At 46.4% G+C, this 25,231-nt stretch carries 37 protein-coding genes and 1 other RNA gene; 35 read left to right on the top strand and 3 right to left on the bottom strand.

The window, feature by feature from the left end; all coding sequences use genetic code 11:
• Positions 1-368 precede the first annotated feature (368 nt).
• The 3 genes from rnr to ssrA all read left to right on the top strand — a co-directional run bounded on the left by rnr (position 369) and on the right by ssrA (position 4,674).
• Entirely contained in the window at positions 369-3,179 is a 2,811-nt protein-coding gene (gene rnr / locus ABIE27_RS24970) for a ribonuclease R (protein WP_429351806.1), read from the top strand.
• Positions 3,180-3,335: 156 nt separating this feature from the next.
• Positions 3,336-3,818, top strand: a complete 483-nt coding sequence (gene smpB, locus ABIE27_RS24965; RefSeq protein ID WP_123066181.1) for an SsrA-binding protein SmpB — start codon at positions 3,336-3,338, stop codon at positions 3,816-3,818.
• 493 nt (positions 3,819-4,311) lie between these two features.
• Positions 4,312-4,674, top strand: a transfer-messenger RNA (tmRNA) gene (gene ssrA, locus ABIE27_RS24960).
• Positions 4,675-4,739: 65 nt separating this feature from the next.
• Here ssrA and ABIE27_RS24955 read toward each other — a convergent pair.
• Together ABIE27_RS24955 and ABIE27_RS24950 are read right to left on the bottom strand one after the other, a co-directional pair.
• Positions 4,740-6,185, bottom strand: a complete 1,446-nt coding sequence (locus ABIE27_RS24955) for a recombinase family protein (protein ID WP_429351805.1) — start codon at positions 6,183-6,185, stop codon at positions 4,740-4,742.
• A 68-nt stretch (positions 6,186-6,253) separates the two neighbouring features.
• Complete coding sequence (locus ABIE27_RS24950; protein ID WP_429351804.1) at positions 6,254-6,991, bottom strand: hypothetical protein; 738 nt, start codon at positions 6,989-6,991, stop codon at positions 6,254-6,256.
• Between the two features lie 59 nt (positions 6,992-7,050).
• Here ABIE27_RS24950 and ABIE27_RS24945 point away from each other — a divergent pair, with 59 nt between their 5' ends.
• Entirely contained in the window at positions 7,051-7,371 is a 321-nt protein-coding gene (locus ABIE27_RS24945) for a LytTR family transcriptional regulator DNA-binding domain-containing protein (protein ID WP_429351803.1), read from the top strand.
• 562 nt (positions 7,372-7,933) lie between these two features.
• Complete coding sequence (locus tag ABIE27_RS24940) at positions 7,934-8,071, top strand: hypothetical protein (RefSeq protein ID WP_429351802.1); 138 nt, start codon at positions 7,934-7,936, stop codon at positions 8,069-8,071.
• Here ABIE27_RS24940 and ABIE27_RS24935 read toward each other — a convergent pair.
• On the bottom strand, positions 8,046-8,414 hold the full coding sequence (locus ABIE27_RS24935) for a helix-turn-helix domain-containing protein (protein WP_429351801.1): 369 nt from the start codon (positions 8,412-8,414) through the stop codon (positions 8,046-8,048). The two genes, ABIE27_RS24940 and ABIE27_RS24935, sit on opposite strands and share 26 nt — an antisense overlap.
• A gap of 157 nt (positions 8,415-8,571) precedes the next feature.
• Between ABIE27_RS24935 and ABIE27_RS24930 the strand changes: the two genes are divergently transcribed.
• The 30 genes from ABIE27_RS24930 (at position 8,572) to ABIE27_RS24785 (ending at position 25,219) form a co-directional block, all read left to right on the top strand.
• Entirely contained in the window at positions 8,572-8,796 is a 225-nt protein-coding gene (locus ABIE27_RS24930) for a helix-turn-helix transcriptional regulator (protein ID WP_429351800.1), read from the top strand.
• Positions 8,796-8,936 carry a hypothetical protein gene (locus tag ABIE27_RS24925; RefSeq protein WP_429351799.1) on the top strand — a complete coding sequence of 47 codons (141 nt, stop codon included), beginning with the start codon at positions 8,796-8,798 and terminating at the stop codon, positions 8,934-8,936. Before ABIE27_RS24930 ends, ABIE27_RS24925 begins: the two co-directional genes overlap by 1 nt.
• Before the next feature lie 5 nt (positions 8,937-8,941).
• A complete protein-coding gene (locus ABIE27_RS24920) occupies positions 8,942-9,184 on the top strand; it encodes a hypothetical protein (protein WP_429351798.1) in 243 nt (80 codons plus the stop codon).
• 103 nt (positions 9,185-9,287) lie between these two features.
• A complete protein-coding gene (locus tag ABIE27_RS24915) occupies positions 9,288-9,527 on the top strand; it encodes a helix-turn-helix domain-containing protein (protein WP_429351824.1) in 240 nt (79 codons plus the stop codon).
• A gap of 4 nt (positions 9,528-9,531) precedes the next feature.
• On the top strand, positions 9,532-9,804 hold the full coding sequence (locus tag ABIE27_RS24910; RefSeq protein WP_429351797.1) for a hypothetical protein: 273 nt from the start codon (positions 9,532-9,534) through the stop codon (positions 9,802-9,804).
• Positions 9,801-10,031, top strand: a complete 231-nt coding sequence (locus ABIE27_RS24905; RefSeq protein WP_429351796.1) for a hypothetical protein — start codon at positions 9,801-9,803, stop codon at positions 10,029-10,031. Before ABIE27_RS24910 ends, ABIE27_RS24905 begins: the two co-directional genes overlap by 4 nt.
• A gap of 106 nt (positions 10,032-10,137) precedes the next feature.
• Complete coding sequence (locus tag ABIE27_RS24900; RefSeq protein WP_429351795.1) at positions 10,138-10,365, top strand: hypothetical protein; 228 nt, start codon at positions 10,138-10,140, stop codon at positions 10,363-10,365.
• 94 nt (positions 10,366-10,459) lie between these two features.
• Entirely contained in the window at positions 10,460-10,666 is a 207-nt protein-coding gene (locus tag ABIE27_RS24895) for a hypothetical protein (protein WP_429351794.1), read from the top strand.
• Positions 10,663-12,654 (top strand): hypothetical protein, encoded by a 1,992-nt coding sequence (locus ABIE27_RS24890; RefSeq protein WP_429351793.1) that lies wholly within the window; start codon positions 10,663-10,665, stop codon positions 12,652-12,654. Before ABIE27_RS24895 ends, ABIE27_RS24890 begins: the two co-directional genes overlap by 4 nt.
• Before the next feature lie 255 nt (positions 12,655-12,909).
• A complete protein-coding gene (locus ABIE27_RS24885) occupies positions 12,910-14,007 on the top strand; it encodes a hypothetical protein (protein WP_429351792.1) in 1,098 nt (365 codons plus the stop codon).
• Positions 14,007-14,714, top strand: coding sequence for an MBL fold metallo-hydrolase (locus ABIE27_RS24880; protein WP_429351791.1), 708 nt, complete (start codon positions 14,007-14,009; stop codon positions 14,712-14,714). Before ABIE27_RS24885 ends, ABIE27_RS24880 begins: the two co-directional genes overlap by 1 nt.
• A gap of 195 nt (positions 14,715-14,909) precedes the next feature.
• Positions 14,910-15,104, top strand: a complete 195-nt coding sequence (locus ABIE27_RS24875) for a hypothetical protein (RefSeq protein WP_429351790.1) — start codon at positions 14,910-14,912, stop codon at positions 15,102-15,104.
• The gene (locus ABIE27_RS24870; RefSeq protein ID WP_429351789.1) at positions 15,101-15,382 is read left to right on the top strand and encodes a hypothetical protein; all 282 of its coding nucleotides are present in this window, start codon (positions 15,101-15,103) and stop codon (positions 15,380-15,382) included. The genes ABIE27_RS24875 and ABIE27_RS24870 overlap by 4 nt, the downstream gene beginning before the upstream one ends.
• A 49-nt stretch (positions 15,383-15,431) precedes the next feature.
• On the top strand, positions 15,432-16,376 hold the full coding sequence (locus tag ABIE27_RS24865) for a DnaD domain protein (RefSeq protein ID WP_429351788.1): 945 nt from the start codon (positions 15,432-15,434) through the stop codon (positions 16,374-16,376).
• The gene (locus ABIE27_RS24860) at positions 16,363-16,698 is read left to right on the top strand and encodes a hypothetical protein (protein ID WP_429351787.1); all 336 of its coding nucleotides are present in this window, start codon (positions 16,363-16,365) and stop codon (positions 16,696-16,698) included. The genes ABIE27_RS24865 and ABIE27_RS24860 overlap by 14 nt, the downstream gene beginning before the upstream one ends.
• Positions 16,667-18,097: a replicative DNA helicase gene (gene dnaB / locus ABIE27_RS24855; RefSeq protein ID WP_429351786.1), complete on the top strand. Its 1,431-nt coding sequence runs from the start codon at positions 16,667-16,669 to the stop codon at positions 18,095-18,097. The genes ABIE27_RS24860 and dnaB overlap by 32 nt, the downstream gene beginning before the upstream one ends.
• A gap of 12 nt (positions 18,098-18,109) precedes the next feature.
• A complete protein-coding gene (locus ABIE27_RS24850) occupies positions 18,110-18,277 on the top strand; it encodes a DUF6906 family protein (RefSeq protein WP_429351785.1) in 168 nt (55 codons plus the stop codon).
• Complete coding sequence (locus ABIE27_RS24845) at positions 18,274-18,471, top strand: hypothetical protein (protein ID WP_429351784.1); 198 nt, start codon at positions 18,274-18,276, stop codon at positions 18,469-18,471. The genes ABIE27_RS24850 and ABIE27_RS24845 overlap by 4 nt, the downstream gene beginning before the upstream one ends.
• Entirely contained in the window at positions 18,455-18,613 is a 159-nt protein-coding gene (locus ABIE27_RS24840) for a hypothetical protein (RefSeq protein ID WP_429351825.1), read from the top strand. Before ABIE27_RS24845 ends, ABIE27_RS24840 begins: the two co-directional genes overlap by 17 nt.
• Entirely contained in the window at positions 18,610-19,026 is a 417-nt protein-coding gene (locus ABIE27_RS24835; protein ID WP_429351783.1) for a RusA family crossover junction endodeoxyribonuclease, read from the top strand. Before ABIE27_RS24840 ends, ABIE27_RS24835 begins: the two co-directional genes overlap by 4 nt.
• A 20-nt stretch (positions 19,027-19,046) precedes the next feature.
• Positions 19,047-19,901, top strand: coding sequence for a hypothetical protein (locus ABIE27_RS24830; RefSeq protein ID WP_429351782.1), 855 nt, complete (start codon positions 19,047-19,049; stop codon positions 19,899-19,901).
• Positions 19,902-20,005: 104 nt separating this feature from the next.
• Positions 20,006-20,308, top strand: coding sequence for a hypothetical protein (locus tag ABIE27_RS24825; RefSeq protein WP_429351781.1), 303 nt, complete (start codon positions 20,006-20,008; stop codon positions 20,306-20,308).
• Between the two features lie 15 nt (positions 20,309-20,323).
• Positions 20,324-22,363 carry a DNA cytosine methyltransferase gene (locus ABIE27_RS24820; RefSeq protein WP_429351780.1) on the top strand — a complete coding sequence of 680 codons (2,040 nt, stop codon included), beginning with the start codon at positions 20,324-20,326 and terminating at the stop codon, positions 22,361-22,363.
• Positions 22,364-22,473: 110 nt separating this feature from the next.
• Positions 22,474-22,746 (top strand): hypothetical protein, encoded by a 273-nt coding sequence (locus tag ABIE27_RS24815; protein WP_429351779.1) that lies wholly within the window; start codon positions 22,474-22,476, stop codon positions 22,744-22,746.
• Positions 22,743-23,486 (top strand): hypothetical protein, encoded by a 744-nt coding sequence (locus ABIE27_RS24810; protein ID WP_429351778.1) that lies wholly within the window; start codon positions 22,743-22,745, stop codon positions 23,484-23,486. The genes ABIE27_RS24815 and ABIE27_RS24810 overlap by 4 nt, the downstream gene beginning before the upstream one ends.
• Positions 23,483-23,971, top strand: a complete 489-nt coding sequence (locus tag ABIE27_RS24805; RefSeq protein WP_429351777.1) for an ASCH domain-containing protein — start codon at positions 23,483-23,485, stop codon at positions 23,969-23,971. Before ABIE27_RS24810 ends, ABIE27_RS24805 begins: the two co-directional genes overlap by 4 nt.
• Positions 23,968-24,342 carry a hypothetical protein gene (locus ABIE27_RS24800; protein WP_429351776.1) on the top strand — a complete coding sequence of 125 codons (375 nt, stop codon included), beginning with the start codon at positions 23,968-23,970 and terminating at the stop codon, positions 24,340-24,342. Before ABIE27_RS24805 ends, ABIE27_RS24800 begins: the two co-directional genes overlap by 4 nt.
• Entirely contained in the window at positions 24,342-24,521 is a 180-nt protein-coding gene (locus ABIE27_RS24795) for a hypothetical protein (RefSeq protein WP_429351775.1), read from the top strand. Before ABIE27_RS24800 ends, ABIE27_RS24795 begins: the two co-directional genes overlap by 1 nt.
• Positions 24,511-24,648 (top strand): hypothetical protein, encoded by a 138-nt coding sequence (locus ABIE27_RS24790; protein WP_429351774.1) that lies wholly within the window; start codon positions 24,511-24,513, stop codon positions 24,646-24,648. Before ABIE27_RS24795 ends, ABIE27_RS24790 begins: the two co-directional genes overlap by 11 nt.
• 88 nt (positions 24,649-24,736) lie before the next feature.
• A complete protein-coding gene (locus ABIE27_RS24785; RefSeq protein WP_429351773.1) occupies positions 24,737-25,219 on the top strand; it encodes an ArpU family phage packaging/lysis transcriptional regulator in 483 nt (160 codons plus the stop codon).
• The last annotated feature ends 12 nt before the right edge of the window (positions 25,220-25,231 follow it).

Below are 25,231 nucleotides of genomic sequence, written 5' to 3'. Positions count from 1 at the left end.
TTCAGGCAGGTATGCCATGGCGAGATATATAAATTCCTGTGATTGATATTCTAACGTATAGATCAGATCTGTGGTGCAACTTATTTTCTAAATGCTAATATAAATCAGATCAGGCATATCACATACTGCATAAACTGTTTGAGAGAGCATACTCAAACGGCTAACTGGCAGCGTTTAGAGACCAAGGGGCTTTTTTGGGTAGCTACGGATGGGCTGGATTGAATTCGTGTATACTAGGGTATGAGATAGTAAGGGCGAGGTAATCATCCGCATTTTACTATATGGCATCTGTACGTATACGGTACGAATTCCGATACATAAAGAGAAGAGATCAGACTATACTCTTACGTTTCCCGAGGTGAAAACTAATGATAACTGAACAACAATTGCTTGACTTCATGCGGGAGACCGCTTATAAACCGATGACTTATCAGGAGTTGGAACAGCACTTTCAGATTGAAGATGCTGCTGATTTCCGAGCCTTTTTGATTATGCTGAATACGCTGGAGGAATCCGGCCAAATTTTGCTGACCAGTAACAATCGCTACGGTATGCCAGAACGTATGAATCTGGTACGTGGGCGCCTGCAAGCGCATGCGAAGGGGTTTGCTTTTCTGATTCCAGAAGACCGTGAGCACCCGGACGTATACATCCATGCCAATGATATGAAAAGTGCAATGAATGGCGATATTGTGCTTGTAAAAGTGACTTCCCAAGGCCCTTCCGGCGGTCGCCTGGAGGGTGAGATTGTACGGATTGTGACGCGTGCGATCACACAAGTTGTGGGTGTTTTCCAGAGCCACGAAGTGTATGGATTTGTCATTCCGGATGATAAACGGATTAATCGTGATATTTTTATCCCGCGTACGAATTTTGCTGGTGCTGTAGATGGACAGAAGGTTGTTGCCAAGATTGTCAGTTATCCAGAAGGCCGTGCAGCGGCTGAGGGTGAGATTATCGAGATTTTGGGTCACAAGGATGAGCCGGGCATTGATATTTTATCCGTCATTCGCAAGCATCAGCTGCCTGAAGCATTCCCGGATGAAGTGATGCAAGAAGCGGAGAAAGCGCCGGATTCCATTACGGATGAAGAGATTATTGAGCAGGGACGCCGCGACTTGCGTGGTCTGAACATCGTTACGATTGATGGTGAGGATGCGAAAGACCTGGATGATGCGGTTAACGTGGAAAAACTGCCGAACGGCAACTACCGTCTGGGCGTGCATATTGCCGATGTGGGTTACTATGTGCGTGAGAATTCCAAACTGGATCAGGAAGCATATAACCGTGGATGTAGCGTGTATCTCGTGGACCGGGTAATTCCGATGCTGCCACAACGTCTGTCGAACGGAATTTGTAGTTTGCACCCACAGGTGGATCGTCTGACGTTGTCTTGTGAGATGGAGTTTAACGACCAGATGAAGGTTATTAAACATGACATTTTCACGAGTGTTATCAAAACGAAGGAACGTATGACTTATACTAACGTACGCAAAATCCTGGAAGGCGAAGAGCCGGAGCTGCTTGAACGTTATAAAGACTTGGTGGATGATTTCCACCTGATGAAAGAGATTGCGTTGAAACTGCGTGCCATGCGTATGCGCCGCGGAGCGGTTGATTTTGATTTTGAAGAGTCCAAAATTATTGTCGATGAGAACTGTAAACCGGTGGATATTGTGAAACGGGAGCGTTCCATTGCGGAACAAATCATTGAAGAGTTCATGCTTGCAGCCAATGAGACAGTAGCAGAGCATTTCCACTGGCTTAAAGTGCCGTTCATCTATCGTGTGCATGAAGACCCGGATCAGGAAAAACTGCAAAATTTCCTCGCTTTTGCGGCGAATTTCGGACACCAGGTCAAAGGACGTGGCAATTCCATTCATCCAAGGGCGCTTCAATCACTGCTGGAGGATATTAACGGTACGAAAGAGCAGACGGTCATCAGCACAATGATGCTGCGTTCGATGAAACAAGCGAAGTATGACTCGGAAATGTCTGGCCACTTTGGTCTGGCTGCAGAGTTCTATAGTCACTTTACATCCCCGATCCGCCGTTATCCCGATCTGGTCATTCACCGGGTCATTCGTGAAGTGATCGAGAATAATGGTGCATTACCGGAGAATCGCCAAGAGTATCTGGCAAGTCGGATGTCCGATATCGCCCAGCAGTCCTCGGAACGCGAGCGTGTGGCAGTGGAAGCAGAGCGTGATACGGAGAAAATGAAAAAGGCGGAGTACATGCTCGACAAGGTCGGCGAAGAGTTCGAAGGCATCATCAGCAGCGTGACCAGCTTCGGTATGTTTATTGAGCTGGAGAACACGGTAGAAGGTCTAATTCGACTTAGCGCGCTGACAGATGACTATTACCATTTTGATGATCAACATATGGCTTTGATTGGTGAACGAACATCCAAAGTATTCCGTATTGGTGACGAAGTGAAAATTCGTGTAGCACGTGTGAGTATGGAAGAGTACACGATTGATTTTGAGATGGTCGATATGAAACCTCGCCGGGAACGGGACGGCGGTTTCGATCGTGGTGCTCGCGGTGGTAAAGGTGGTCGTCCTGGTAGCGGCGGCCGAGGAGTAGCCAAAGGTGGCTTCGGTGGAAGCCGTGGCGGCAAAGGCGGCGGTACTGGTGCAGGCGGTAAACGTGACCGCGGCGGCCGACCGGCAGAAGAGAGTGGTAAAGGTGCTCGCGGTGGGCGTGGCGGAGCGGCAAATGCCGGAGCAAATGCAGGCTCATCAGCGGGTGGGTTTGCTGGTAAAGGCAGCGGCAGACCGAAAGGTGAACGTCGTGCGAGTGATGCAGGTACAGGTGCAGGTGTTTCAAGCAGTCGTGGTAAAGGTGCCGTGAGCTTTGGGTTTGGCTCAGGCAAAGGCGGGTATAACTCATCCCCAGCGGGTCAGGATAGTGCATCAGGTGATCGTAGCCAAGGAAGTAGTCTAAATGGCAGTGGCCGTGGCGAAGGAAGCTTCAAATCCGGTAAGGGCGGCAGCGGTAAAGGTGGCAAAGGCGGAGGAAAGCGTAAGAACACCTCACCTAGCGGTATCTTTATCGGGGAAAATGCTACACCGGGTGGCGCGCAAGAAGGCGGAGCACCTCGCCGTAAACGTAAGAAAAACAAAGGCGGAGCTGGAAACAGTACAGCCGCTTTTGTTCGGAAGAAAAAGAAGTAAGTGAGAAGCCAGAAGGGGCGCCGTAGGCCGCCTCTTTCTTGATTTTAACAGCCTTCCTTGCTACAATTAAGGTCTGGCACAGGTTTATTAGTGCAACATGGATGCTATGCTGGTACAGCATGGTACGGGTTTATTTTACGAAGAAGGAGTGAGGACATGGGCAAGAATGATGGGCAGAATAAAGTGCTTGCACAGAACAAAAAGGCTTCCCATGACTACTTCATTGAAGATACGTATGAAGCGGGCATGGTGCTGACCGGCACGGAAATCAAGTCTATCCGTAATGGTCGTGCGAACATTGGAGACTCATTTGCAACGATTCGTAACGGTGAGATTCATATTCACAATATGCATATTAGTCCTTTTGAACAAGGCAATCGGTATAATCCGCTCGATCCTACACGTACACGTAAATTGTTAATGCATAAGGTGCAGATTCATAAGCTACTTGGACTGTCCAAGCAAGATGGATACAGTATTGTGCCGCTGAAGATCTATATCCGTAATGGCTATGCGAAGCTGTTACTTGGCTTGGGTAAAGGTAAGAAGCAGTATGACAAACGTGACACTGCCGCGAAGCGGGATGCACAACGTGATATCCAGCGTGCACTGCGCGAGAAGCAGAAGGTTGCGCGTTAAGAGAGAGCTACGTTTCGTCAACGTTAATTCGCGTCGCTTCACAATGGTGTAGGGATGTAAAGCCTACAGATTAGCTGGTCGATGGTGTAATACATTAAAGAGTCCTCGCAGTTTGCCTGAGTTCGGGTGAGTGTGAGGCTTTTTTATTGTGTAGGTTGCGTAAGTTTGTACAGCGGTGGGTAGATTAATTAAACCAACGGTTGTAGCCTGAGCAAACTTTACTTCCGATGAGTCACGCGGTATAATATGTAGACGATTGAGCCTGATGGCATGGTTAGCTGGCTAGTTTGGATAACCTTTCATCTATGCTCAATACAATGGATTGCTTTCCAGCAATCTGCACTATATCGGTGATTCGGGCTGTGATATGATTATTCATGTAGCAGACAGGAATGCCGAGTATGTAAGAAACATCTTTTCACCTTGGAGGGATTAGATGTGTAGCACCTTTGCTCCGTATTCACGGATTAATCCTGGAGCCCTTCTTATATGAGGGGGCGTTTATGGATTCGACGGGGATAGTTCGAGCATGGGTAGCGGGTAGTGGGGACGCGTCCGCTTTATCAACGCTAAAGCCTATTAAACGGCAAACAACAAACAAACTACGCTTTCGCAGCCTAAGAAACTGTGTGCGTGCTTCTACCCTGCATCGCCCATGTGACAGGACTAGGGGCTAACAAGTAGTGGGATACGCTGTCACATCTCCGCCTGGGGTGTGCTGAAGAAGACAATCAGGCTGACCCAACGTATAGCCGGTTACGGGGCGATACTCGGGTGACATCAAAACTGTGACTACACCCGTAGAAGCTTATGTGTCGTTATCTTCGGACAGGGGTTCGACTCCCCTCGCCTCCAAGATGGTACTTAATGAAAAAGTATCATGTTGAAGGCGCTTAGAGAAAATCTCCAAGAAAAAAAGAATCAGACGGTGAGCATCTGAGGGATGGTCCACCGAGCTGATTCTTTTTTTATTACAATTTGACGGAACATAGATTGAACAAGCAATTTTTGTGTTTCTGGTTCGATCAGTACCCAGTTCTCTTTCAAGTTGGCCATCATCTCTTTTATTTCCTCAGTCGACAGCTCGTTGATGTAATAGTCCTCTTTTTCTTCGTATTGAGCAGTAATTGCTTTCATCCTTGCTTCTTCCTCATCGATAAGGTTTGCATAATCATCAGCAGAGAGTTTGCCGTCTCCCAATGCAAGCATCCAGTTCTTCCGACGGCGATTGGATACTTCTATCTCCTTCTGCAGCAAACGCTGATCACTTTTAGCTTGTGCGCTTGTTTTTTTATCCTGAAGCTTTTTATTAGTGATTTGCAGTTTCTCAAAGATGAGCTGCTGCAGTTGATGTTCGGATATTCCTGGTGCGTCACAAGTTTTGTTTGAATACTGGTTCCGGCATCGGTAACTCCTGTACACCCTGACTGTTCCCCCTGCAAGTGTCTGTCTCGATGCATTGCCAATGTACGTCGCTCCACATAACCCACATTTAACGATTCCTCCATAAGGGTAATCATAACTATGTTTAGCCATGTGACCTTCTCCGCGTCGTTCCATCATCTTACGGACCTTTAAAAAGTCTTCCATCGATATGATCGGCTCATGTTCTCCAGGTGTAATGATTCGTTTGCTTTCTTCCCATAGCACAGGTTTAAAATGGTTGTGCCCTGTATACGTATGATTCTGCAATACGATCCTTACATATTTACTGTCCCATACTCCACCTTCTTTACCTCGGCTGTGGCCATTCATATGCTTTGCTATGGACACAACCCCCTTGCCTGAAAGGTACATTCGAAATACTTCTTTGATTAGCCCAGCTTCATATTCATTGATAACAAGCTTGCGTTCATCATCTATGACTTCAATGTCATATCCTAAGGGAGCCTTTGACATATGCAGCCCGCCGTTTTTCATCTTTTTAGTTAGACCCTTCAAAGTTTCTTCACGCAGGTTATCGGAATAAATTTCGGCAAAGATACCATTAAAATAAAGGAATGCTTTGCCCATCGGAGATTGTGTGTCAATTTCTTCGCTCCCAAGAGAAGCTATGACGAACCGTTTGTTCAACTTGTTTATTAGTGCAATGAATTCATATAGATCGCCTAGGTTCCGACTCAAACGATCCAACTTATGGACCAGAACTGCATCAAACTTTCCTTCCTTCATATCAGCAATAAGCCGTTGTATGCCAGGCCTCTTTTTGATTGTTCGTCCGCTTATGCCGGGATCAGAATAAACACGGTACAACTCCATCCCCTTCTTTTCAAGTAGCTCCATGAGAATATCATGCTGAGCTTCCATGGAAAATCCTTCTTCATTTTGCCGGTCGGTACTGACACGGATGTATAAGGCTGCTTTCATGTAAAACACTCCATTCAGAATATATGTTCGGTTATTGATGTGAAAGAAAAGCCCCGAAGGGCTAGAAATTATTCGAACTTTATTGTGACTTCCCCACTACTTTCAATTTGGCTTAAATCATCAGCTTTCCAAACGGAACTAAAGATAAGTTTTATTTCATTTATCAACGAAGCATCTTTGTCAAAAACAAGAGTGGCGAGCCCCGATTGCTGAGATTCTCCATAAAAAACATCAGAATCGAACGAATCTTTGAATATATTCCGGGTTGTCATGATCTGTTCGCTTTTTCCGAGGACTACAGTTTCTAGACCGAAGAATTGGATATTATCTTTTGATGTATTACCAACAACGTAACTGATTTGCACATATTGGAATTCGTCTCCCACTTTTTTGCCTGAAATGCGTGATATTTTATTTTGAGCTTCTTCGGGGAGACCAGTAACTTTGAATAGTTTGATATCATTTACTTGTACTGCCAATGGGCCCAACCAATACTGACCACCATCTGCTATCTTTAAAAGTTCCATTTCACCACCATAATCAAATTTTGTGGTTTGACCTGGTACAGTAAGAACCCCGTCGACCACCGGGGGGAGTTTACCTTGGTCTTCTTTGAGCATTCCGAAGGCCGGACGATCATCTTCACTACTTTCACTTGGAGTTTCTGCAAGGTTGGTGGTTACTGCTTCTGTTGATGTCTCTTGTTTAGTCGAGCTGCTTGTAGTGTCTGTATTGTCCTTGTTCGTTGATTGGTTACAGCCGGCTAAGAGTATCAGAGATAGGAGCAATACAACTGTTTTTTTCATTTTCTATTTCCTTTCTGTATATGTAATTCTCACCCGGTTAATTATAGGAACACGAGGTGATGGAGTTGCTACCAATTATTAGCCCAAGGGGCAATATTATTATTATCGGTTTTGATGAGATAGTGGCCGTCGTGGTGCAGGGTGATGAAATTGAAATACGTACACGCACCAGACGTGGCAGACCGTTAAGAAGTTTACAAGAATACGAACGCTTGTTTACACCGTTTGGCTTTGAAAAAGCATCAAACTCATCAATCGTGAGCATTGAGAAAGTATGGACGTTTTGTGAACAAAGTCGAACACTATATTTCGACAAATTACGTAAAACTGAAGGAATAAAAGTATCGCGTCGAAACGCCCATAAATTCAAGGGCCTTTGACCAGTTACGGGGGGTAACTGGTCAATTTTTTTTCGACAGTATTTGCACATTGGTGATGGTAATATCAGGACTATAGAATTATGACACGAGTTGTTACAGGTTAGGAGTGATCTATATAAAAGGTAGCAGATAAGCGTGAAGTCTACTTCAAGAAATCTTGAAGTTTTGAACAGGATCGGGAGGTGATACCTCCTAATACCAATTCAAGATTCTACAATCTTTCGCCATGTATAGAGCCGTTCGTTATTCTCAAGATTCATTGCTTTAGCGATGGTTACGGCTGTGGCATAACCCATTATGGTTCGATTGTGTGCATAATCACTTAACTGACTCTCAGGTATTCCAGTGATTATGTGAACCATCCTTTGAGTTATGCCAGTTTCCTTGTAGAGTTTCTTGAGTTGGCAACGATCCGGTTCATACCGCATCGCGCTACTCCTTTAAAATTTGCTAAGAAAATAATGTAATAGATTTACCAAACATGCGAACACATGTTAGTATATTGCTAAAGAGAAACGTTTGTTCGCATTTTAGGAGAGAAATTAAGAACGGAAGTGACATCATGAGTGATGAATTGAAGCAGATCATTTCAACAATAAAGCAATTGCATGATGTAGATGAAAATGAAATTTACAATTACATCAAATTAAGAATTGAAGAAGAACTAATTAATGTTAAAGATCCTTATACACCAACTTGATCATAGTTTCTAACTTCTCAGCTGTGGTGGGATCAGTCAAATCCAAGTTATACTTTTTAACTAGATCCCCTATAATTTTTTCTGTTACTTGCTGAGGCAAATCCTTTTTGCCACTGAATTTTGTATAATTTCTTTCATCTGATCTTCCTAAAAGATAATCTGTTGAAGTATTGAAGAGCTCAGCAATCTTCATCAAAGTTTTATCTCGAGGAATTCTATTTTTACTCTTTGACTCGTACCCTGCCACTGTTGGCCGTTGAACACCCAAAAGTTCAGCCAATTGATCTTGACTCCATCCTTTTTCTTCCCTTAACTCCTTCAGACGCTTTGAAAAGGTTGCCACTGTATCACCACCGGAACATTATAAGTTTATTTTATAGTTTTCTGTTCCTAAAAGAAACGTAGATTAAAGGAACAAATGTATTGACATAGTTCCGTTTAGGAACTATAATCCAATTTATAAGATGTTCCTAAACGGAACGGAACGAGGTGAACCTAATATGAGAAATGAACTTATTAAAAAGCGTGTAAAACTAGGGCTTACCCATGAACAAGTCGCAACAAAAGCAGAAATATCACGAGCATACTACAGTAACATTGAGGCAAATCGCAAAGATCCATCACTAAAGGTTATGAAAAGAATAGCTGATGCTCTTGGCGCTAAAGTTGATGCTCTTTTTTTTGACTCAAAAGTTCCTAAACGGAACGTTGAAGGGGTGAGCTAATGAAAACTACTTCTGGAACGATTTTGAACAAGGTTGTCATTGACACTGGCGTATTTGATCGCGAACTCCTTGAACGTGCTTGTCGTGAGATTAAAGCCAACAAAGAAAAACTCAACTCTAAAAAATCTGCTAAGAGGTGAGTGGAATGAAATTTCATTGGATCAAATCCACATCCCGAGCATGCTTTATATCCGCTGTCGCCATCCGAGTTCATGTTGGCAAAATGACAATTGATCAGGCTATCGATCACACGTTGTCACTTGAACGTCAGTGCAAAAATCCACATCTTATTTCTCAAAGAGAGTTGAAATCCTTAAAACGTGAAGCAGAGGATCAACTCCATAAGATACAAGAAACCCGCCGAGCTGTACCGGCTGGCGGGAGATGAAGGGATCATGAGCGGGGTAGCTCTTGAAATAATCATAATCCGTTGTTAACAGTATTCCCATTCCAATTTGGAATAATTCGAGGGGAGGTGAACTTGGTTGGAAATGAAGTTTGGGGCAATCATGCGGGCTTGCAGAGAAAAGGCTGGTCTTACCCAAGAACAATTAGCGGACAAGCTGAATCGTACGCAGGCTTGCGTTTCAAAATTTGAAAAGGACCACAAGGTACCAGATATGAACACAATGTTGAACTGGGCTGAGGTTACAGGAGCCAGGGAAGTCATAGTCACATTTTTGTACGGCATGGACGGGATCGGCATGATTCAAAGATTGATAGGGGGATAAACGAATGACTCGTGAACAATTGGCAGCTGAAGCGCTACGAGCTGGGAAACATTCTTTACATAACTTACGACTGATACAGAACGAACCTGACAGAATGTTGCCTGGACGAATGGAGAACGCAGAGGGATATCTTAATCTGATGATTCGATTTGCGGAAGTAGAAATGAAAAATGCCCGCCTGGCACGGCGGACACTTGGTCTGAGAACTCGTTTAAAGTCTCTTCTGGTGCTCATTTTATCGTCTCCCGAGCAAAAGCGCAAGGGGGAATCGGTATGAGTGACCAATTGGCACGTCAGATTATCGACAATTATGTTTCTTCTACACTCGCTTTGAGAGCCAGCAGCGCGGTTCCAGCGATTGAAGCGGCTGGAAACATTGATGCTTATCGAATTGAGCAATCGAATGTGTTCCTGAATTGGCAAAATGCAGCTACTAGTCTGAGAGAATTGCCAACGGAGTACATGGTCCGTGCAGTGATAGCAATAGAACAAATTACCGCCTGATGAGTCCGCTGCGGAGCTGACGAAACCTAGCCCTTTGGGGCGATGGTCGCGGGTAACCGCAATACATATGAAGGGAGGAATCAAGTATATGGTACTTCACGAATCGGTGAGTAAGGTTCTAAACCTGCTTAGTAGTTTGGCAGATGACACAAATGACGCCATTAATAACACACCTTACATTCTTCGCAGATTAGCGGAATTTACTGAAGGTGAGCTCAACGATTTGATTACCCAACTGGAAGCGATCCGAGATCAAGCAGAAGAGTTGGAAGAAGCACACGAGAAGATTCAAGAAGAAGTTGTCGAGTTGCAAAAGGAATTAAACGAAAAATGACCGCGGGCTAGGCGGTCATCACTGATCTTTCACAACTAAATATGGATACACGGTCATCTTACCATGGGTGGCCGTTCCAAACAAGGAGGACGTTATGAGTAAAACGACTGCTATCACTCTCGACTTATCCGCTCAGACCATTGACGCTGCTGTTAAACCAGCGATGCATTACACCCCTGCTATCTTCACCGTTTCCGGTTCATTTGGATCGGTTGAATTTATGGCCGGTGATGATCAGCTTGCGGCAATGGCACAAGCCATCAACCTACACTTTCAATCGAAAGGGGTTGTAAGTGCATGAAACAGATCACATTGATATCCCTGACCCTCCGCAATTTCAAGGGTATTCGGGATTTTGTATTGGATGCTGCAGGCAAGAACATTTCCGCTTACGGGGACAATGCTACAGGCAAGACAACTTTGTTTGATGGGTTTGTATGGACACTGTTCGGAAAAGACAGCCAGAACCGGACAGACTTCGAAATTAAAGGGTTGGATGAGAACGGGAAAGTTGTTGAACACGGCTTGCAACATGAAGTCGAAGCTATCCTGATGGTTGATCGGCGCCGCCGTTCTTTCAAGAAGGTGTTCGCTGAGAAGTGGACACGTAAACGGGGGCAAGCAGCGGCTGAATTTGGGGGGCATACAACGGATTATTACGTGGATGGTGTTCCAGTCAAACAAGGTCAATACAAAGCTGAGATTGATGCACTGATCAGTGAAGATATCTTCAAGTTGCTGACCAATCCTGCTTACTTTAACGAGATTCTTAAACCAGATGCACGGCGTAAGGTGTTGCTTGATGTGTGTGGGGATATGACGGATGAAGAGATTATTGCAGGCAATAAGCAACTTGCGCCGCTGACAGACATCCTGGGCGACCGCAGCCTTGAGGATCACCGCAAGGTAATTGCGGCCCGCCGTACCGAGATCAATAAGGAACTGGATAAGATTCCGGTTCGCATTGATGAAGCCCGCCGCAGTATGCCAGATGTGTCCGACCTGGACGCCGAGTTGTTGCAAGAGGACATCGATACGATGCGTGGCAGAGCGGACGCCAAGACCGCTGAGCTTCAACGGATACAATCCGGTGGTGAGTTGTCTTCTAAAGAGCTCCGAGTGAGGGAAATTCAAAGTGACATGGCTGAATTAAAATATCGCATCCAAGAAGATGGTTTGCGGAAGGTCAATGAACAAGAGACTCATATCGTGAAGCTTCGTAGGGAAGCTGCTGATTTGAAAGTAATGATATCTGCTTCCGAACGTGAAGTTGAGCAATACAAAAGGCAGATTACTCGTGCTGAAAGCCAAGCTACACGGTTGCGTGAGGAATGGCATGCTGCGAATGGCTTGGAGTTTCCGGTTCATGATCACGAGCATGACGACAATTGTCCATCCTGCGGACAGTCACTTCCTGTTGATCAGGTGCAAGCTGCTAAGGAAAAAGCCTTGGCAGATTTTAACCTTAACAAGTCAAAGCGACTTGAGCGGATATCTGCTGATGGCAAGTTGGCTGCTGATGAGGTCAGAACGTTGAAACACTCTATGTTTGATCTGGAAGAAAGCATTAAAATCCAGCAAGAGAAATTTGATGCCAACCACAGCGAGGCTATGGCAGCAGAAGCAACATTGCAAACCTTGCAATCGAACGTCGCTAATCCTGCTGATGATCAAGAGTACCAGGCTAAACAACGTGAAGCTGAGACAGTACGTGCTGAAATTGAACGGCTCCGTTCTTCTTCTGCTGATGCGATCGGTAAGGTGCAAGCAGAGATTAGACTGATTCGTGCTCAAGTGGACGATCTGGAAGCAGATAAAGCAAAGCTGGCGACCGTAGCGGCTACTGAGAAACGCATTGCTGAGTTGAGCGAGGAAGAACGGAAGCTTGCGGGAGAGTTTGAGAAGCTGGAACACGAGTTGTTCCTTACGGAAGAATTCACCCGCTCCAAGGTATCCATGTTGGAATCCAAGATCAACAGCAAATTCAAATATGCACGGTTCCGGTTGTTCGAAGAGCAGATCAATGGCGGCCTGAAGGATGTCTGTAAGACGTTGTATAACGGTGTTCCTTACGAGGGCGGGCTGAACAATGCTGCCCGCATCAATGTCGGCTTAGACATCATCAACACGTTGGGACAGCACTATGGGTTCAGCGCTCCGATCTTCGTGGACAATGCCGAGGCTGTAACGCAATTGATTCCTACGGATGCCCAAGTGATTCGTTTGGTGGTATCTGAGGACGATAAAAAGCTTCGTTTAGAACATAACGACATCCAGGAGGTTATTTGAATGTACGACATCCCTAAAAGTATCGAAGCACAGAAAAAATACTGTGAGGATAACAAGGCTCCACACTTTGCTCCACAAACTGGACGTTGTTGGAGTTGTGATCAGAATATTTACGCTCCAATCGAAAAACCTGCTTGGAATGGCGGTACTCGTACCAGTGGGATTACTGTCGAAAAAGCGGGTTCCGAACTGATTACTGGGTGCCCCCATTGCAACAGAACTTACTGTGATTAATACATTCAGGAGGCGATTTAATTGAGCGACTTTTCAACAACACTTTCAAAAGTAAATGAGAACTACTTCCCAATGATCGAGCGGCAACTCATTGGGAACGGTGTAAAGATGGATGAATATGCAAAATCCTGTGTGCTAAATGCGATTTCAGGGATTAACAATGCGTTGGATTCCAAAGGGATCAGTTGGAATGACAGCGATCTGGACAAGAGTAATATTACTCAAATCTTGCTTCAAGTGGCTTCTCTCAAGCTAAATGCGGCAGCAAGTCCGCGGGAGGTTTACTTCCAAACTCGGAATGTCTCCGTCAAGAAAAAGGTGGATGGCAAGGATACAACCACATGGAAGAAGCAAGTCGAGATGGGGATTGAAGGGGATGGCAATGATGCCATTCTTGCCCGCTTCGGACGTGATGTTAAGAAGGTCGGCCAATTTTGGCTTGTGCGTGAGGGTGATGACTTTACTTATCCGGAATACACCGGATTCGACGTTGTTCCCCCGACATGGCGACCAAAAGGTAAGGGCGACGTTATTAGGGTGGTTTATCCCATTATGAAACATGACGGAACAATCGAATTTCACATAGCGGAACGAGACGATGTTGTTCGTAATCTTCTTGCACACATGAACAACAACATGATGAATGAAACATTCGGAGTATGCGCTGATCGATACAAAGCAACTGCAGATCAACGCAAAGCAATAGCAGCCAAGAAATCCGAAATCCTCAATAAAGCTAAAACTGCGGGCATAGCAGCATTAGATGATCCTGAACTTCAACAGTATATCAGCCCAGCTTGGAGCGAACCGCAGAGTCGCGAGTCCATGCTCATCAGGAAGATGCGGAACAACGTTGTAAAGAAAATTCCTAAGGACTTTGGTAATGCGCTTGTCGAGTTGTCATACACCGAAGCAACGGACGAATCATACAACGAAGTTCAACGAGAAATTGCTGAGCGCGCCAACACTGAACCAATTGACATTCCGTCTCCACCAAGCCAGCCAATTGAAGAGAATGGCAATTCTGATGATCAAAATGATTCCTATCAACACGAAGAACAACGAGAAATGGAATTTGGTAATGAAGGTTCGCCTGATAGCGATGGGCCGGGTTTCTGATGATTGAGATTACTTCTCTCGGCTCCAGCAGTGCGGGCAATTCCTACCGCATTACGGACGGGAAAACCCCGCTCCTGCTGGACGCAGGGCTTCGCTACAAAGAAATTCAGCGCGGCCTTGCATTCCAGGTTTCATCATTGGCCGGATGCTTGGTAACTCATGAACATGGCGACCATAGCGGCGCTGTCAAGGATCTGATCAAAGCAGGCGTGGACATATACACCAGTTCCGGTACTGCGGATGCTTTAGGGATAGACAGTCATCGTATTCGACGTGTATCGGCACTTGAGCCATTCACCATAGGCACATGGTCGATTCTACCGTTTGACGTGCAACATGATGCCGCGGAGCCCTTGGGCTTCCTTCTGGCTAATACGGCGGGAGACAAGCTTCTGTTCGCGACAGACACTTATTACATCAAGCATCGGTTTACAGGTCTGACCCACATCATGGTGGAGTGCAACTATTCAATCAATATACTCAATCAAAATATTGCCGCTGGCCGTGTGCCGGCGGTTCTCAAAAATCGTCTGCTCCGTTCTCACTTTAGCCTGGAGAACGTGAAAGACTTCATCAGAGCCAACGACATGCGTCGGGTGCAAGAGATTCACTTGCTCCATCTATCGGACAACAATTCCGATGAAGCGCTGTTCAAGCGCGAAATAGCGGCCCTCACAGGCAAATTGGTATATGTAGCGGGTAGGTGATGGTATGGACGATCTGACAGGCAAACCGCTACTCAAGAGCATGATGGGTAAGCGGATCTGGCAGCTGTTCGACACTGATAAGGCGGCATTTCAACGGGAAACAAGGGCTTACTTTGAACGCGGGTACCCGGATTGGGAGGTCAAGCGGGCCAAGTATCCGCACGTATTCTTGCAACATAGAAAGGGGCACTGAAAATGCCTAAGGTAAAGCAAATCTCTGTCGGGGCTTCCTTCACAAAGAATCTCGGCAATTTCCAAAGTGTGAAGGTGGAAGCAAACATCGTTATGGAGTTACATGACGGAGACGATTCAAGCGCCGCTTATGAGGATGCTTGGGCAAGGGTACAAGAGCAAGTCCGAATCGGTTTAGGGAAGGGGCAACCAAAGTGAGCAGTCAACAACAGTTAAGTTTGAATGTCTTCGAAAACATGGAAAAGTTACTTGATGAAGCAACAACTGCAGGACCAGGTGCAACAGTTGAATATTTTAGAGCTGTGGCATATGCGCTGGGTGCTCAAATGGCCATAGTAGGAGAACGTGATAAGATGCCGGATTTTATTAACATTGTCGTCTCTGAGTTGAGTAGTGGGGTAGAAGTCGGGATGCTCACCACGCATGGAATTAAATGCAAACTCGATGCCGAGATTCACGCAGTAAAGAGATATTAATTTGTGCAAATGAATAAATTCACGGCTGCTACGGGAGGGGGAGACGCAAGTGACCGAGACAGCCAGACCGACCCTTTCCGGGCTTCTGGAACAATTTGAAGCCATTGGCGGGCCGGAAGAGTTTGGGCCTGAAGGTATAGCTATAATGGTTGCCTTGTGGCGACGCAGTGCAAAGCTTGGTTGGCGTAAGGCATGGAAAATGACCAATACGGATCTCATGGTTCAAACGGGAATTACGAACAAAGGTACGCTAAATGCTCATCGAAAGAAGCTCGTTGATGCAGGATTGATTGGTTACATTCAACCTCCAAGAGGGCAATCCAAGGGAGATTATAGCATCGAATTCGACCTGCTGGGTGTCGGAGTGGAACAAAATTTGAACCACTCTGATAGCTACTCAGACGAAGTAGGGCAGGAAGTAGAACAAAATTTAGACCACTTTGACGGGGTAGGTGAGAAAGTGGAACAAAAATTAAACCACTTTCCGCAAGTAGAACAAAAAGTGGAACAAATTTTAGACCCTGTATTAAAAGATCTTCTTCTTTCTTCTTCTTCTGCTTCATCATCTGCTACTGCAGACGAGATTCGAATTGAGCGACCACCTGATCCGGAGTATGAATCATTTTACTCAGCTCACAAGAGAGTGTTTGGATTCGAGTGCAATCCATTCCAAGGACAACAACTCATTGTTTACATCGACGAAGACAAGATTGATGAAGCAGTGGTCATACGAGCAATGGAACGAGCCGCATTGGCATCTACAGGATACAGGTTCACCCTTATAACAAAGATTTTGAATGATTACCTGAGGTCGGGTGCTTATACGCTTGAAGCGGCTATAGCTTTAGACGCTGCCTTTGAGGCAAATAAGGGTGGTTCGACTCAAACAGGGTATACGCCAAGCAGTAGGCGCCAACCACCATCAAGGCAACAACAAAAGAGAGACAGCCTACAGCAACGGCTAAGGGAGGAAGAGGCTCGTGGAAAGGGCTGATGTTATTCGTTTGTTCATGGTCATCACCGATGAATACCCGAATTTCGACGACAGTGACGAGAACGTTGACCGCCATCTCAGGGAACTGAAGGACTTTCCCTTTAAAACAGCTGTCCAAAATGTCGAGCGTCACATCAAGATTAACAGTTTTTACCCCAAGATTTCTGAAATACGAGGATTTGCCGCCGATCAGTCAGCGCGAGAACGTGAGCTGGCAGAAACCAGGGCATATCTTGATCAACGAGAAGTAAGTCGGACGAAGGCTACACTGCCGCCGCCCGGATGGAAGGATGATTTACTTGCAAAGCTTCGGATCGATTGAAGACAGGCTGCCGGTGAGTATGGAATTTGAACAGGCCGCCCTTGGTGCACTGATACTCAAGGCTGATGAGGTCATGGAACATTTCGAAATTCTCACATCTGATGCATTTTACGACAAGGCACATCGCCTGATTTTCGGTACTATCACTGAATTAGCCGATGCTCAAGAACCGATTGATCTTTCAACTGTAGCGGCTCGGCTGAAGGCTAAAGGCGAGTTGGAGGACGTTGGGAATGTTAGTTATTTGACTAAACTCGCTCATGGCGTTCCAACGACTGCGAATGCAGGTTATTACTTCGGCGAGCTGAAGAAGTTGGCAATAAGCCGTGAGTTCATCCAAACAAGTTTGTTGCAAGTCGAACAGGCAATTGCCGGCACAGAGGTTCAACAGTTACTTGCCAGTGCGTCGGCGGCTCAAGCAAAGATTGCTGATCGTGCAGCGCCTAAAGAGGACTTCAAGCCAATCAAAGGTATCATGATGCAACTCGTCGATGACGTGGAGACCCGTGCATACAACGTCAAGCACGGCATTGTCAATGGTATTCATACTGGGTTTATTGATCTGGACAGTATCACTGGTGGACTCCAGCGCAGCGACCTAATCATTGTGGCAGCTCGTCCTTCCGTGGGGAAGACGGCGTTTGCCTTAAACATCACTCAAAACGTTGCGAAAAGTACCAAAGAAGCTGTAGCAGTATTCAGCTTGGAAATGTCTGCAGGACAGTTCGCGCAACGGATGGTCAGCTCAGAGGGCAACGTAGAAGCTACTGCAATGAAGATGGGCGAAATGGAAGATCAGGACTGGATCAATATGACCACAGCTATTGGAACCTTGGCTGAAACAAATATCTACGTGGATGATTCGGCAGGGATCACCATTCAGGACATATGTTCCAAGTGTCGTCGTCTCAAAAAGGAAAAGGGCTTGGCAATGATCATGATCGATTACCTGCAGCTGATCGAAGTCGCTGGAGGACGTGGTAAAGCTAGCGAGAATCGTCAACAGGAAGTGTCTATGATTAGCCGAACGTTGAAACACTTGGCGCGCGAACTTGACGTTCCAGTTATTGCATTGTCTCAGCTCAGCCGGGCAGTAGAGCAACGGCAGGATAAGCGCCCCATGATGTCCGATCTACGGGAATCCGGATCCATTGAACAAGATGCCGACATCGTATCGTTCCTATACCGGGACGACTACTACAACCAGGAGTCGGAGAAGAAAAACCTTATCGAGATCATCATCGGGAAGCAACGTAATGGTCCAGTTGGAACAGTGGAGCTAGTCTTCCTGAAGCAATTCAATAAATTTGTGAATTACGAGCGGACTCATAACGATTCATACGGGCCAACGCCTCCACAGCAGGCGCCTAAAAATATTGAACAACGCCAATGGGCGTAAGGAGGAACGGACATGGGCAAACAAACACGGCCGGCAAGGCCAACGCGTAAGCAGAAAGAAGAAATGAAGGCGTGGAAGCTTGTTCCTGAGAACTGGCTGGTTGTTCGGGAGACCCCTTCTGAAATGGTGCTCGTTAGCAAGTCAGGATTAAAGAAACGTACCATCCAGCGGGGAGCATGATGGACAGTCAACTGACACGATGGAGTGTCTACGAGTACATGAAGCACCGTTTTCTCCGGACGGGACATGTTCCTAATCGGGACGAGCTGCAGGCAGAATTTGCGGGAATTGATCAAACTGAGCTCCGTGAAGGGATCGCTGAGTTTGATGCAATTGTCGGTACCGGAGGTGTGCAGCATGCGGAAACTGATTGATCCGCACCACCAAACACATTTGAGTTACGTTGTTCGCGGTGATGATGGTCAGAAACTGGCTGAGATTTTTGTCATTCGGCGGGACATGCTGCCGGCGCGCCAACGGCGCAAGATAAGTGCGAAAGGGCGGAAAGCCAAATGATTACCTTTACAGTTTACGGGGAACCGGTGGCGCAGGGACGACCCCGGGCATCAACGCAGGGCGGATTCGTCCGGATGTACGATCCGGAGAAGTCGAAGGACTACAAGGATTATGTCCGATTGGCAGCTGCTGAACATGCGCCAAATGCGTTGCTGTTAGGCCCACTCGGAATGATGTTGACGGTGTACAGGCCGATTCCCAAATCTTTCAGCAAGAAAAAGGCGGCACTGGCTGAGGCAGGGGAGATCAGGCCAGTCAGCAAGCCAGACGTGGACAATTACCTCAAGGGTGTTAAGGATGCGTTAAAGGGCGTTATGTGGAAAGACGATAGCCAAGTAGTCGAGGTTTTTGCCCAAAAAAGATATAGTTTCCGACCACGAATCGAAGTGAAAATCAAGGACTTATCCAAATAAATTTAGGGAGATGACTTATCATGACAATTGATATGGTGAAATTTACGGCAGAGGTAGCAAAAGGAATCAGCGTTGGAACGAAGGAGGTCACAATCAAGTTGCTCATCCCGCTTGCTGCAGTCGAGTCGATGTTGTCATCACTGGCGAAGATGCAAGAAAAAGAAGTGATGGTATACCTCGGAGATCCGCAGGGCTCATTTAACTTTGAAGATGAAGAGGATCGCGATCCAATGTACCGTACTTATGACGGTGGTCGCCGCGTGACAACAGATTCATCCGGAGTAGTCACCAAGATCGAAGGTCAAGGTGAACCTGATCAGGACGAGAATCAAGCTCAGTTGTTTGGACCAGCTGAGGCGCCGATTGATCAAGAGCAACCAACTGGTGACGGTCAGGAATCGGATAATGAGAAAGAACAACTTACTGTTCCGCCAACAGGTGGCGATGATCCGGGTAGCGACGATGATCCTTACGGTGATAACGACGACAATGATATTCCGGATTGGATGAAGGAAGGCGGAGATGAGTCTGGTTCTAGAGAAATGGAATTTAACTCTGATGATTCAGAAGGTGATCAGCAGCCGCCTGCAAATCAGAATGATAATGGTCAAACGGATTCCGAAAAAGATAATGCTGCTGAAATCAGTAAGGAAGAACTTGAACAGTTTATTCTTGCTCAACGTCCAATTTTTGAAGATATCAAGTTGGCTGACTCCCCTGCCGATTTTCCTGCACTATTGCAAATGAAAAACGAAGGAAAGACGTGGCTGGAAATCTCTCGGGAAATGAAAGTCCCGAGTTCACAAATCAGCTCCAAGTTGAACGTGTACAAAAAGCGTGTCACTAAAATGATACAGGATGGAGTAGCAGTCTAAACCTTCAAATAGTAGCATCCCCGGTCGAACGTTGGCCGGGGTGATCACTTACACCCATCAAACAGAATGTATGATCCTAATTTGATAATGAGAGGAGCATTCAAATGGAGCTTAATGCGAACCAAATCGAAGTGGGCAAACAATACATTCTTATTGAAAAACCATTCAACAAAGCTATTGTAACCATCGTAAAGGACGAGAGTGGAAAATCTCCCAACTGGGTTGGTTGGAGAGTACGGGTTGATGAGAACCTCGAAGGACTGAAATTACCTATTGGCAAAGAGTTACACATTGGTTGGAACGATGAATATAAACATTACGCCCCTGCTAAGTTTTACGCTTTGGAAATGGATTCACCACCCGTTGAGAGCCTTGCAACAAACAAAAATGTTAAACGATCTCAGTGAGGAAGGGGCAACCACATGAATGCATTGCTAAACAATGTTGAATATAAAACGTCTGCCTACCTCTTTGCTGGAGTCGGCGGGGCAACCGCTGGGGCGATGCGTAGCCAAGTGGAATACGGCGGCAAGCTGTACAAGTTCAAGGTTCTGTGCGCGATCGACAGCGATCCGGTGGCGTGCCGCAATCACGATCTGATTACAGGCGAGGAAACATCGGTCTGTATGGACTTATTCGAACGGTGGCAATACGAAGCCTGGCACGGAGAAGAACCGCCAGAAGACTGGCAAGAGGCAACAGCTTGGGACATCTGGCAGGCCTTTAAAGAACAAGTTCCGTTCTTCTTGTTCTTGTCACCGCCATGCAAAGGCCTGAGTGGATTGCTACCTGCAGGCAAGGCAGCATCTGACAAATACCAAGCACTTAACTATTTGACGGTTCACGGATTGGAGCTGACGTTGCGCGCGTGTCTGGAATATGGCGGATCGGTACCGGCCATCATCCAACTCGAAAATGTGCCCCGGATCACCAGTCGTGGGAAACACTTGCTGGCAAAGATCAAGAAGCTGCTTAAAAAACATGGATATGCGGTGAGCATCCGTCCGGATCACAACCTTGGTGAGATTGGCGGTCTTGGCCAAAATCGTGTGCGGTTTCTCATTCTGGCCAGACATGAAGCCCAACTTCCAAACGTTATTTATTACCCTGAGAAAAAGCCGCTCCGGTCGATCGGCAGCGTACTTGCGGAGTTGCCAGAACCGGGTGACATCGTAGCGGGAGGGCCGTTGCATAAGTTACCCCGTCTTCAATGGAAAACATGGATGCGGCTGGCCTTAATACCTGCAGGTGGAGACTGGCGTGATCTTAATAAAATTGACTGGGAAAACCTTCGAGTTGTTCATGAACCGCGCCGCGGTGCTTACGAGGTTGCAGACTGGGACAAGCCGAGCCGAGCAGTTACAAGCACGGCGGGACCTGGACGGAGTAATGGCGTAGCGGCCATATCGGACCCACGCCTGCAGATCAATGGGGATGGAAAAACAAATCTGTTCCGTGTTCAGCTCAATAACGAACCAGCAACATGCATTACTGGATCTGCTGGGCCGAATCAGGGAGCGGCGAATATATCTGACCCTAATCTCACCAACCGGGAAGGGCGTCACCCCGGAGTGTACCGAATCGTACCTGCAGACGAACCAGCTCCATGCGTAACAGGTACACGGTTTGGATCAGGAGCCATTGCTGTTGCTGATCCGCGGGTTAACACCAAGTTGCACCCGGACAGCTATGGTGTGCAGGATTGGGACACTACCGCTAAAACGGTTCGTTCAGCCAATCGCATTATGCAAGCTGCTGGCAGCGTGTCTGATCCACGCGTACCCAATAGACCAGGGCGTTACACGGATCAGTTCCGCATGCAGTCCGCAGATGGCCCAGCTGCTACCGTTACAGGATCAACCGATGTACAGAACGGCGCGCAGCTCATTGCTGATCCGAACGTGCCGGGACAATATCATGACGGTGCTTATAGGGTATCTGACTGGGAAAACACTTCCCCAACGGTCACCACAGGCGGCGTGTCTGCAGGAAAAGGCAAAGTCATTGCCGATCCCCGGATTAAGAGCGCACCGCGTGCTGACACGATGGGTGTTCTGGAATGGGATCAACCATCCAAAACGGTCATCGGTAGCGCGGACGTACATGCGGCAGCTGTTGCCGTGGCTGACCCTCGTATTCCCAAAGATAACGAGCAAGGCGTTTGGACAATCATTTCTTTGGATGGCACATGGCACCGACCGCTTACGACGTTTGAGTTGGCCATGATTCAAAGCTTCCCACAATTCCTTCCGGACGGACGACCATTTCAGCTCGAAGGATGCAGTGATGCCAAAGCACGGGAGTTTATCGGAAACGCCGTTCCACCAGATGCACAAGAAGAAATGGGCAACGTTCTCCTGCTGGCAGCTGCAGAAGCCGAGGCAGGCATATCGTTCGAGCTCAGTTGGAACCCGGTATGGGTTGCACCAGTTGCCGACGAGATACCAGAAATCATTCATTAGTGAGGACCGCCTGTGCGTGATGCAATGGGGCATCCGCCTTCGTTTCAAAACAGGGCCATAACTTACGCGGGTTAACGCATCGCTGGCAGCGATATAAAGGAGCTGATGACATGGCCATCTCACCGAAAGTGATTCAGTTAATCGACCAGAAGCTTGCCCCGCTGATCAATGATGGTTGCCGCATCGATCAAATCAAAATGGTGTGTGCTGCAGGTACTGAAATGGCGGAGATAGGTACAGTGGAAACAGGTTTCGGTAAGTTACGGATTGAGCCAAGCAATTTCATGCCTAAAGGCAAGTCATATCTGATTGAAGATCGGTACCGTTGGTTCACATGGATTCGAAATTCAAAAGACAAGAAAGCGGAGAGTGAACAGTCATGAGAACGATTATGGAAATTAAACAAATACTGGCTAATGCAAGAGTGCCATATCCGCACATTTTAATGGACGAACTAGAAGAGACACAAGGGGAAGTTGAACGTTTAGATAAGGAACTGTCAGATGCCATATTGATGATTAATCATCTGGCTGAGGATAAGAAAAATCTGTTGTCACGGGGAACCCTTAAAGATAGCATTATTGAAACCCTAACCAAACAAAAATTAGAGGAAACTTCTAAATCGGCAGGGGCTATCATTGAACGTGATTGGTACAAAAATGAACTTGAAAAGGTGCAAAACACTGCTAATAAGAGTTTAGAACTCTCGCTTTTAGAGATGTGGCATTCACAAGGTATCGAAGAGATTTATAAATACAAGAATCGAATTAAAGTGTATAGACGCGAAGGATTAATTAGGTATGAACTGTTCACAGATATTACTTGTGGTCTTTTATTCAAGGATGTTGAAGATACGGCGAACTATCGTGATGCTACCCCTGAAGATTACAAAGTGAGAGTGGATGTTCTATTGAATGATAGGAGAGAAGAACTAGAAGAAACAATTCCTGCAGATCAATATTTCAAGTTTGTTGGGCCTGATGGCGAAGTATCTGGACTCTTCCGTTCAAATGATGAACAAAAGATTGAGGACCAGCGTCAAAAAATGAAATTTGCAACAATAACGCTGGCTGAAATCAGCAAAGATGAATTCTTTCAACTGGCTAAGGAGATGGACATATGAAGACAGTCACGATCATTCAGCCCTGGACAACGCTGGTGGCCTTGGGCGTGAAAACACTTGAGACACGGAGCTGGGCGACAAAGCACCGCGGACCACTTGCTATTCACGCAGGGCAGAAGGTGGATAAAGAGGCGTGCTTGATCCCAAAGATCCGTGAGGTGTTATCGAAACATGGTATTAATGATTGGAGCGAACTGCCAACAGGGGCAGTGATTGCAAAGTCGGTACTTACTGATGTGTTTAGCATTAGTCGTCCGTTTCACCATACTGAATTATCGGCAGTCCATCTATCAAGTCTCGATCAAAATATTCAAAAGATGTGGGGCACTCCTGAGATGATCGGTGTTCGATTGCCCGATGAGTACCATTTCGGAGATTACAGTGACGGACGCTTTGCTTGGCAACTTGACGATGTGGTTCAGCTGCAGGAGCCGGTACCAGCTAAAGGCCAGCTCAGCTTATGGAATTGGGAGGAAACAGGATGACAACGAGAGCAACTTTAGAGAAGGCTCTTAGCCGTAGGCAACAAGATGTATATGATTTCATTCGATTTTTCATCGAAGATAATGGATACGCACCTACGATTCGGGAAATTGCAGATGGAATTATGTTGGCATCTTCTTCAACGGTGCATTCACACGTCAATTCACTTATTCGCAAAGGGTATCTTACTAATTCTTCCGGTGGTGTTCGCACCTTGGTATTAACCAAGAAAGGCAAACGGCCAAAGGTTGTAACTCAGGCAGGAATTATGAAGTGGATTCAAGATCAAGGCATTGAGGAAACACATGATGCCGCAGTATATAAATTGCTTACTGATCTGCAGGAAGGCATTCGAACCGGGAGGATCTGCTGATGGTAGATTATCGCAAGGTTGAAAAGACAACGTGGTCACCGGAGCAGATCGAACAGCACTTGAAGGCTATCGGGGCTGAGCACCCACCTAAACGGCCAGATAAGTTGCAGAAGTCAGTTACGGCTCCACAACAACGCAAAGGGAACGGGAAGTATTACAAACGTGGGGGTGAGTGGTAAATTGGAACGGGATTTTAGGGCATTGCTTTTGGAGTATGGATATCCGCAAGACCTGGTAAACGGCTGGTCCGCAGAAGAGTGTGAAGCGGAGTGGGATGAGTTTTGCAACGAAGTTATTCCAGTATAACAAATATCCCCCGCAAGCTTGCCGGCACGGCGGGGGACTCATCTCTTTTACCTCACCAAATTATACCACGGGTGAGGGGATCGTAATAATGGGGAAAAGACGAAAAAATAACTTACAATTGACTTTTAATATACTGCCTATCGATGAAAAAGCAACCCGCCGCGCTGTGGAAGAATATATTGAAACCGTTCGTCAGTACCGGCAGATTGGTTTCATAAGACGAGAGGCAGCAATCACGCAGGCGTATGTATATAGAGAACATCAGTCCACCAATACAATCAGCAAGCAAACAGAAACAATTGCTGTATACAACGTGGACAAGGAAGCTGAGCTGAAGGAAATGGATCGTTTACTCGGTCTAGCTCTTGAAAGGCTATCTTCAATTCAAAGAGATGTCATTCAGAGAAGTTACCTTGATGACGAAGGTGAGTATGACGCAATTATTTCAGGAGAACTGGGACTAAGCGATCGCACATTTCGCAGGATTAAAACAGAAGGACTTAATATCTTAGGTTCAGCATTAGGTATGGAAGTTTACACTGAATCAATAGAGGAAATTGGGGTCGGCTAAATGCCGGCCTAT

Source organism: Paenibacillus sp. 4624, from assembly GCF_050435065.1.
Classification (GTDB): domain Bacteria; phylum Bacillota; class Bacilli; order Paenibacillales; family Paenibacillaceae; genus Paenibacillus; species Paenibacillus amylolyticus_D.
Note: the sequence above shows the minus strand (reverse complement) of the source record. Positions and strands in the feature narration are given on the sequence as shown.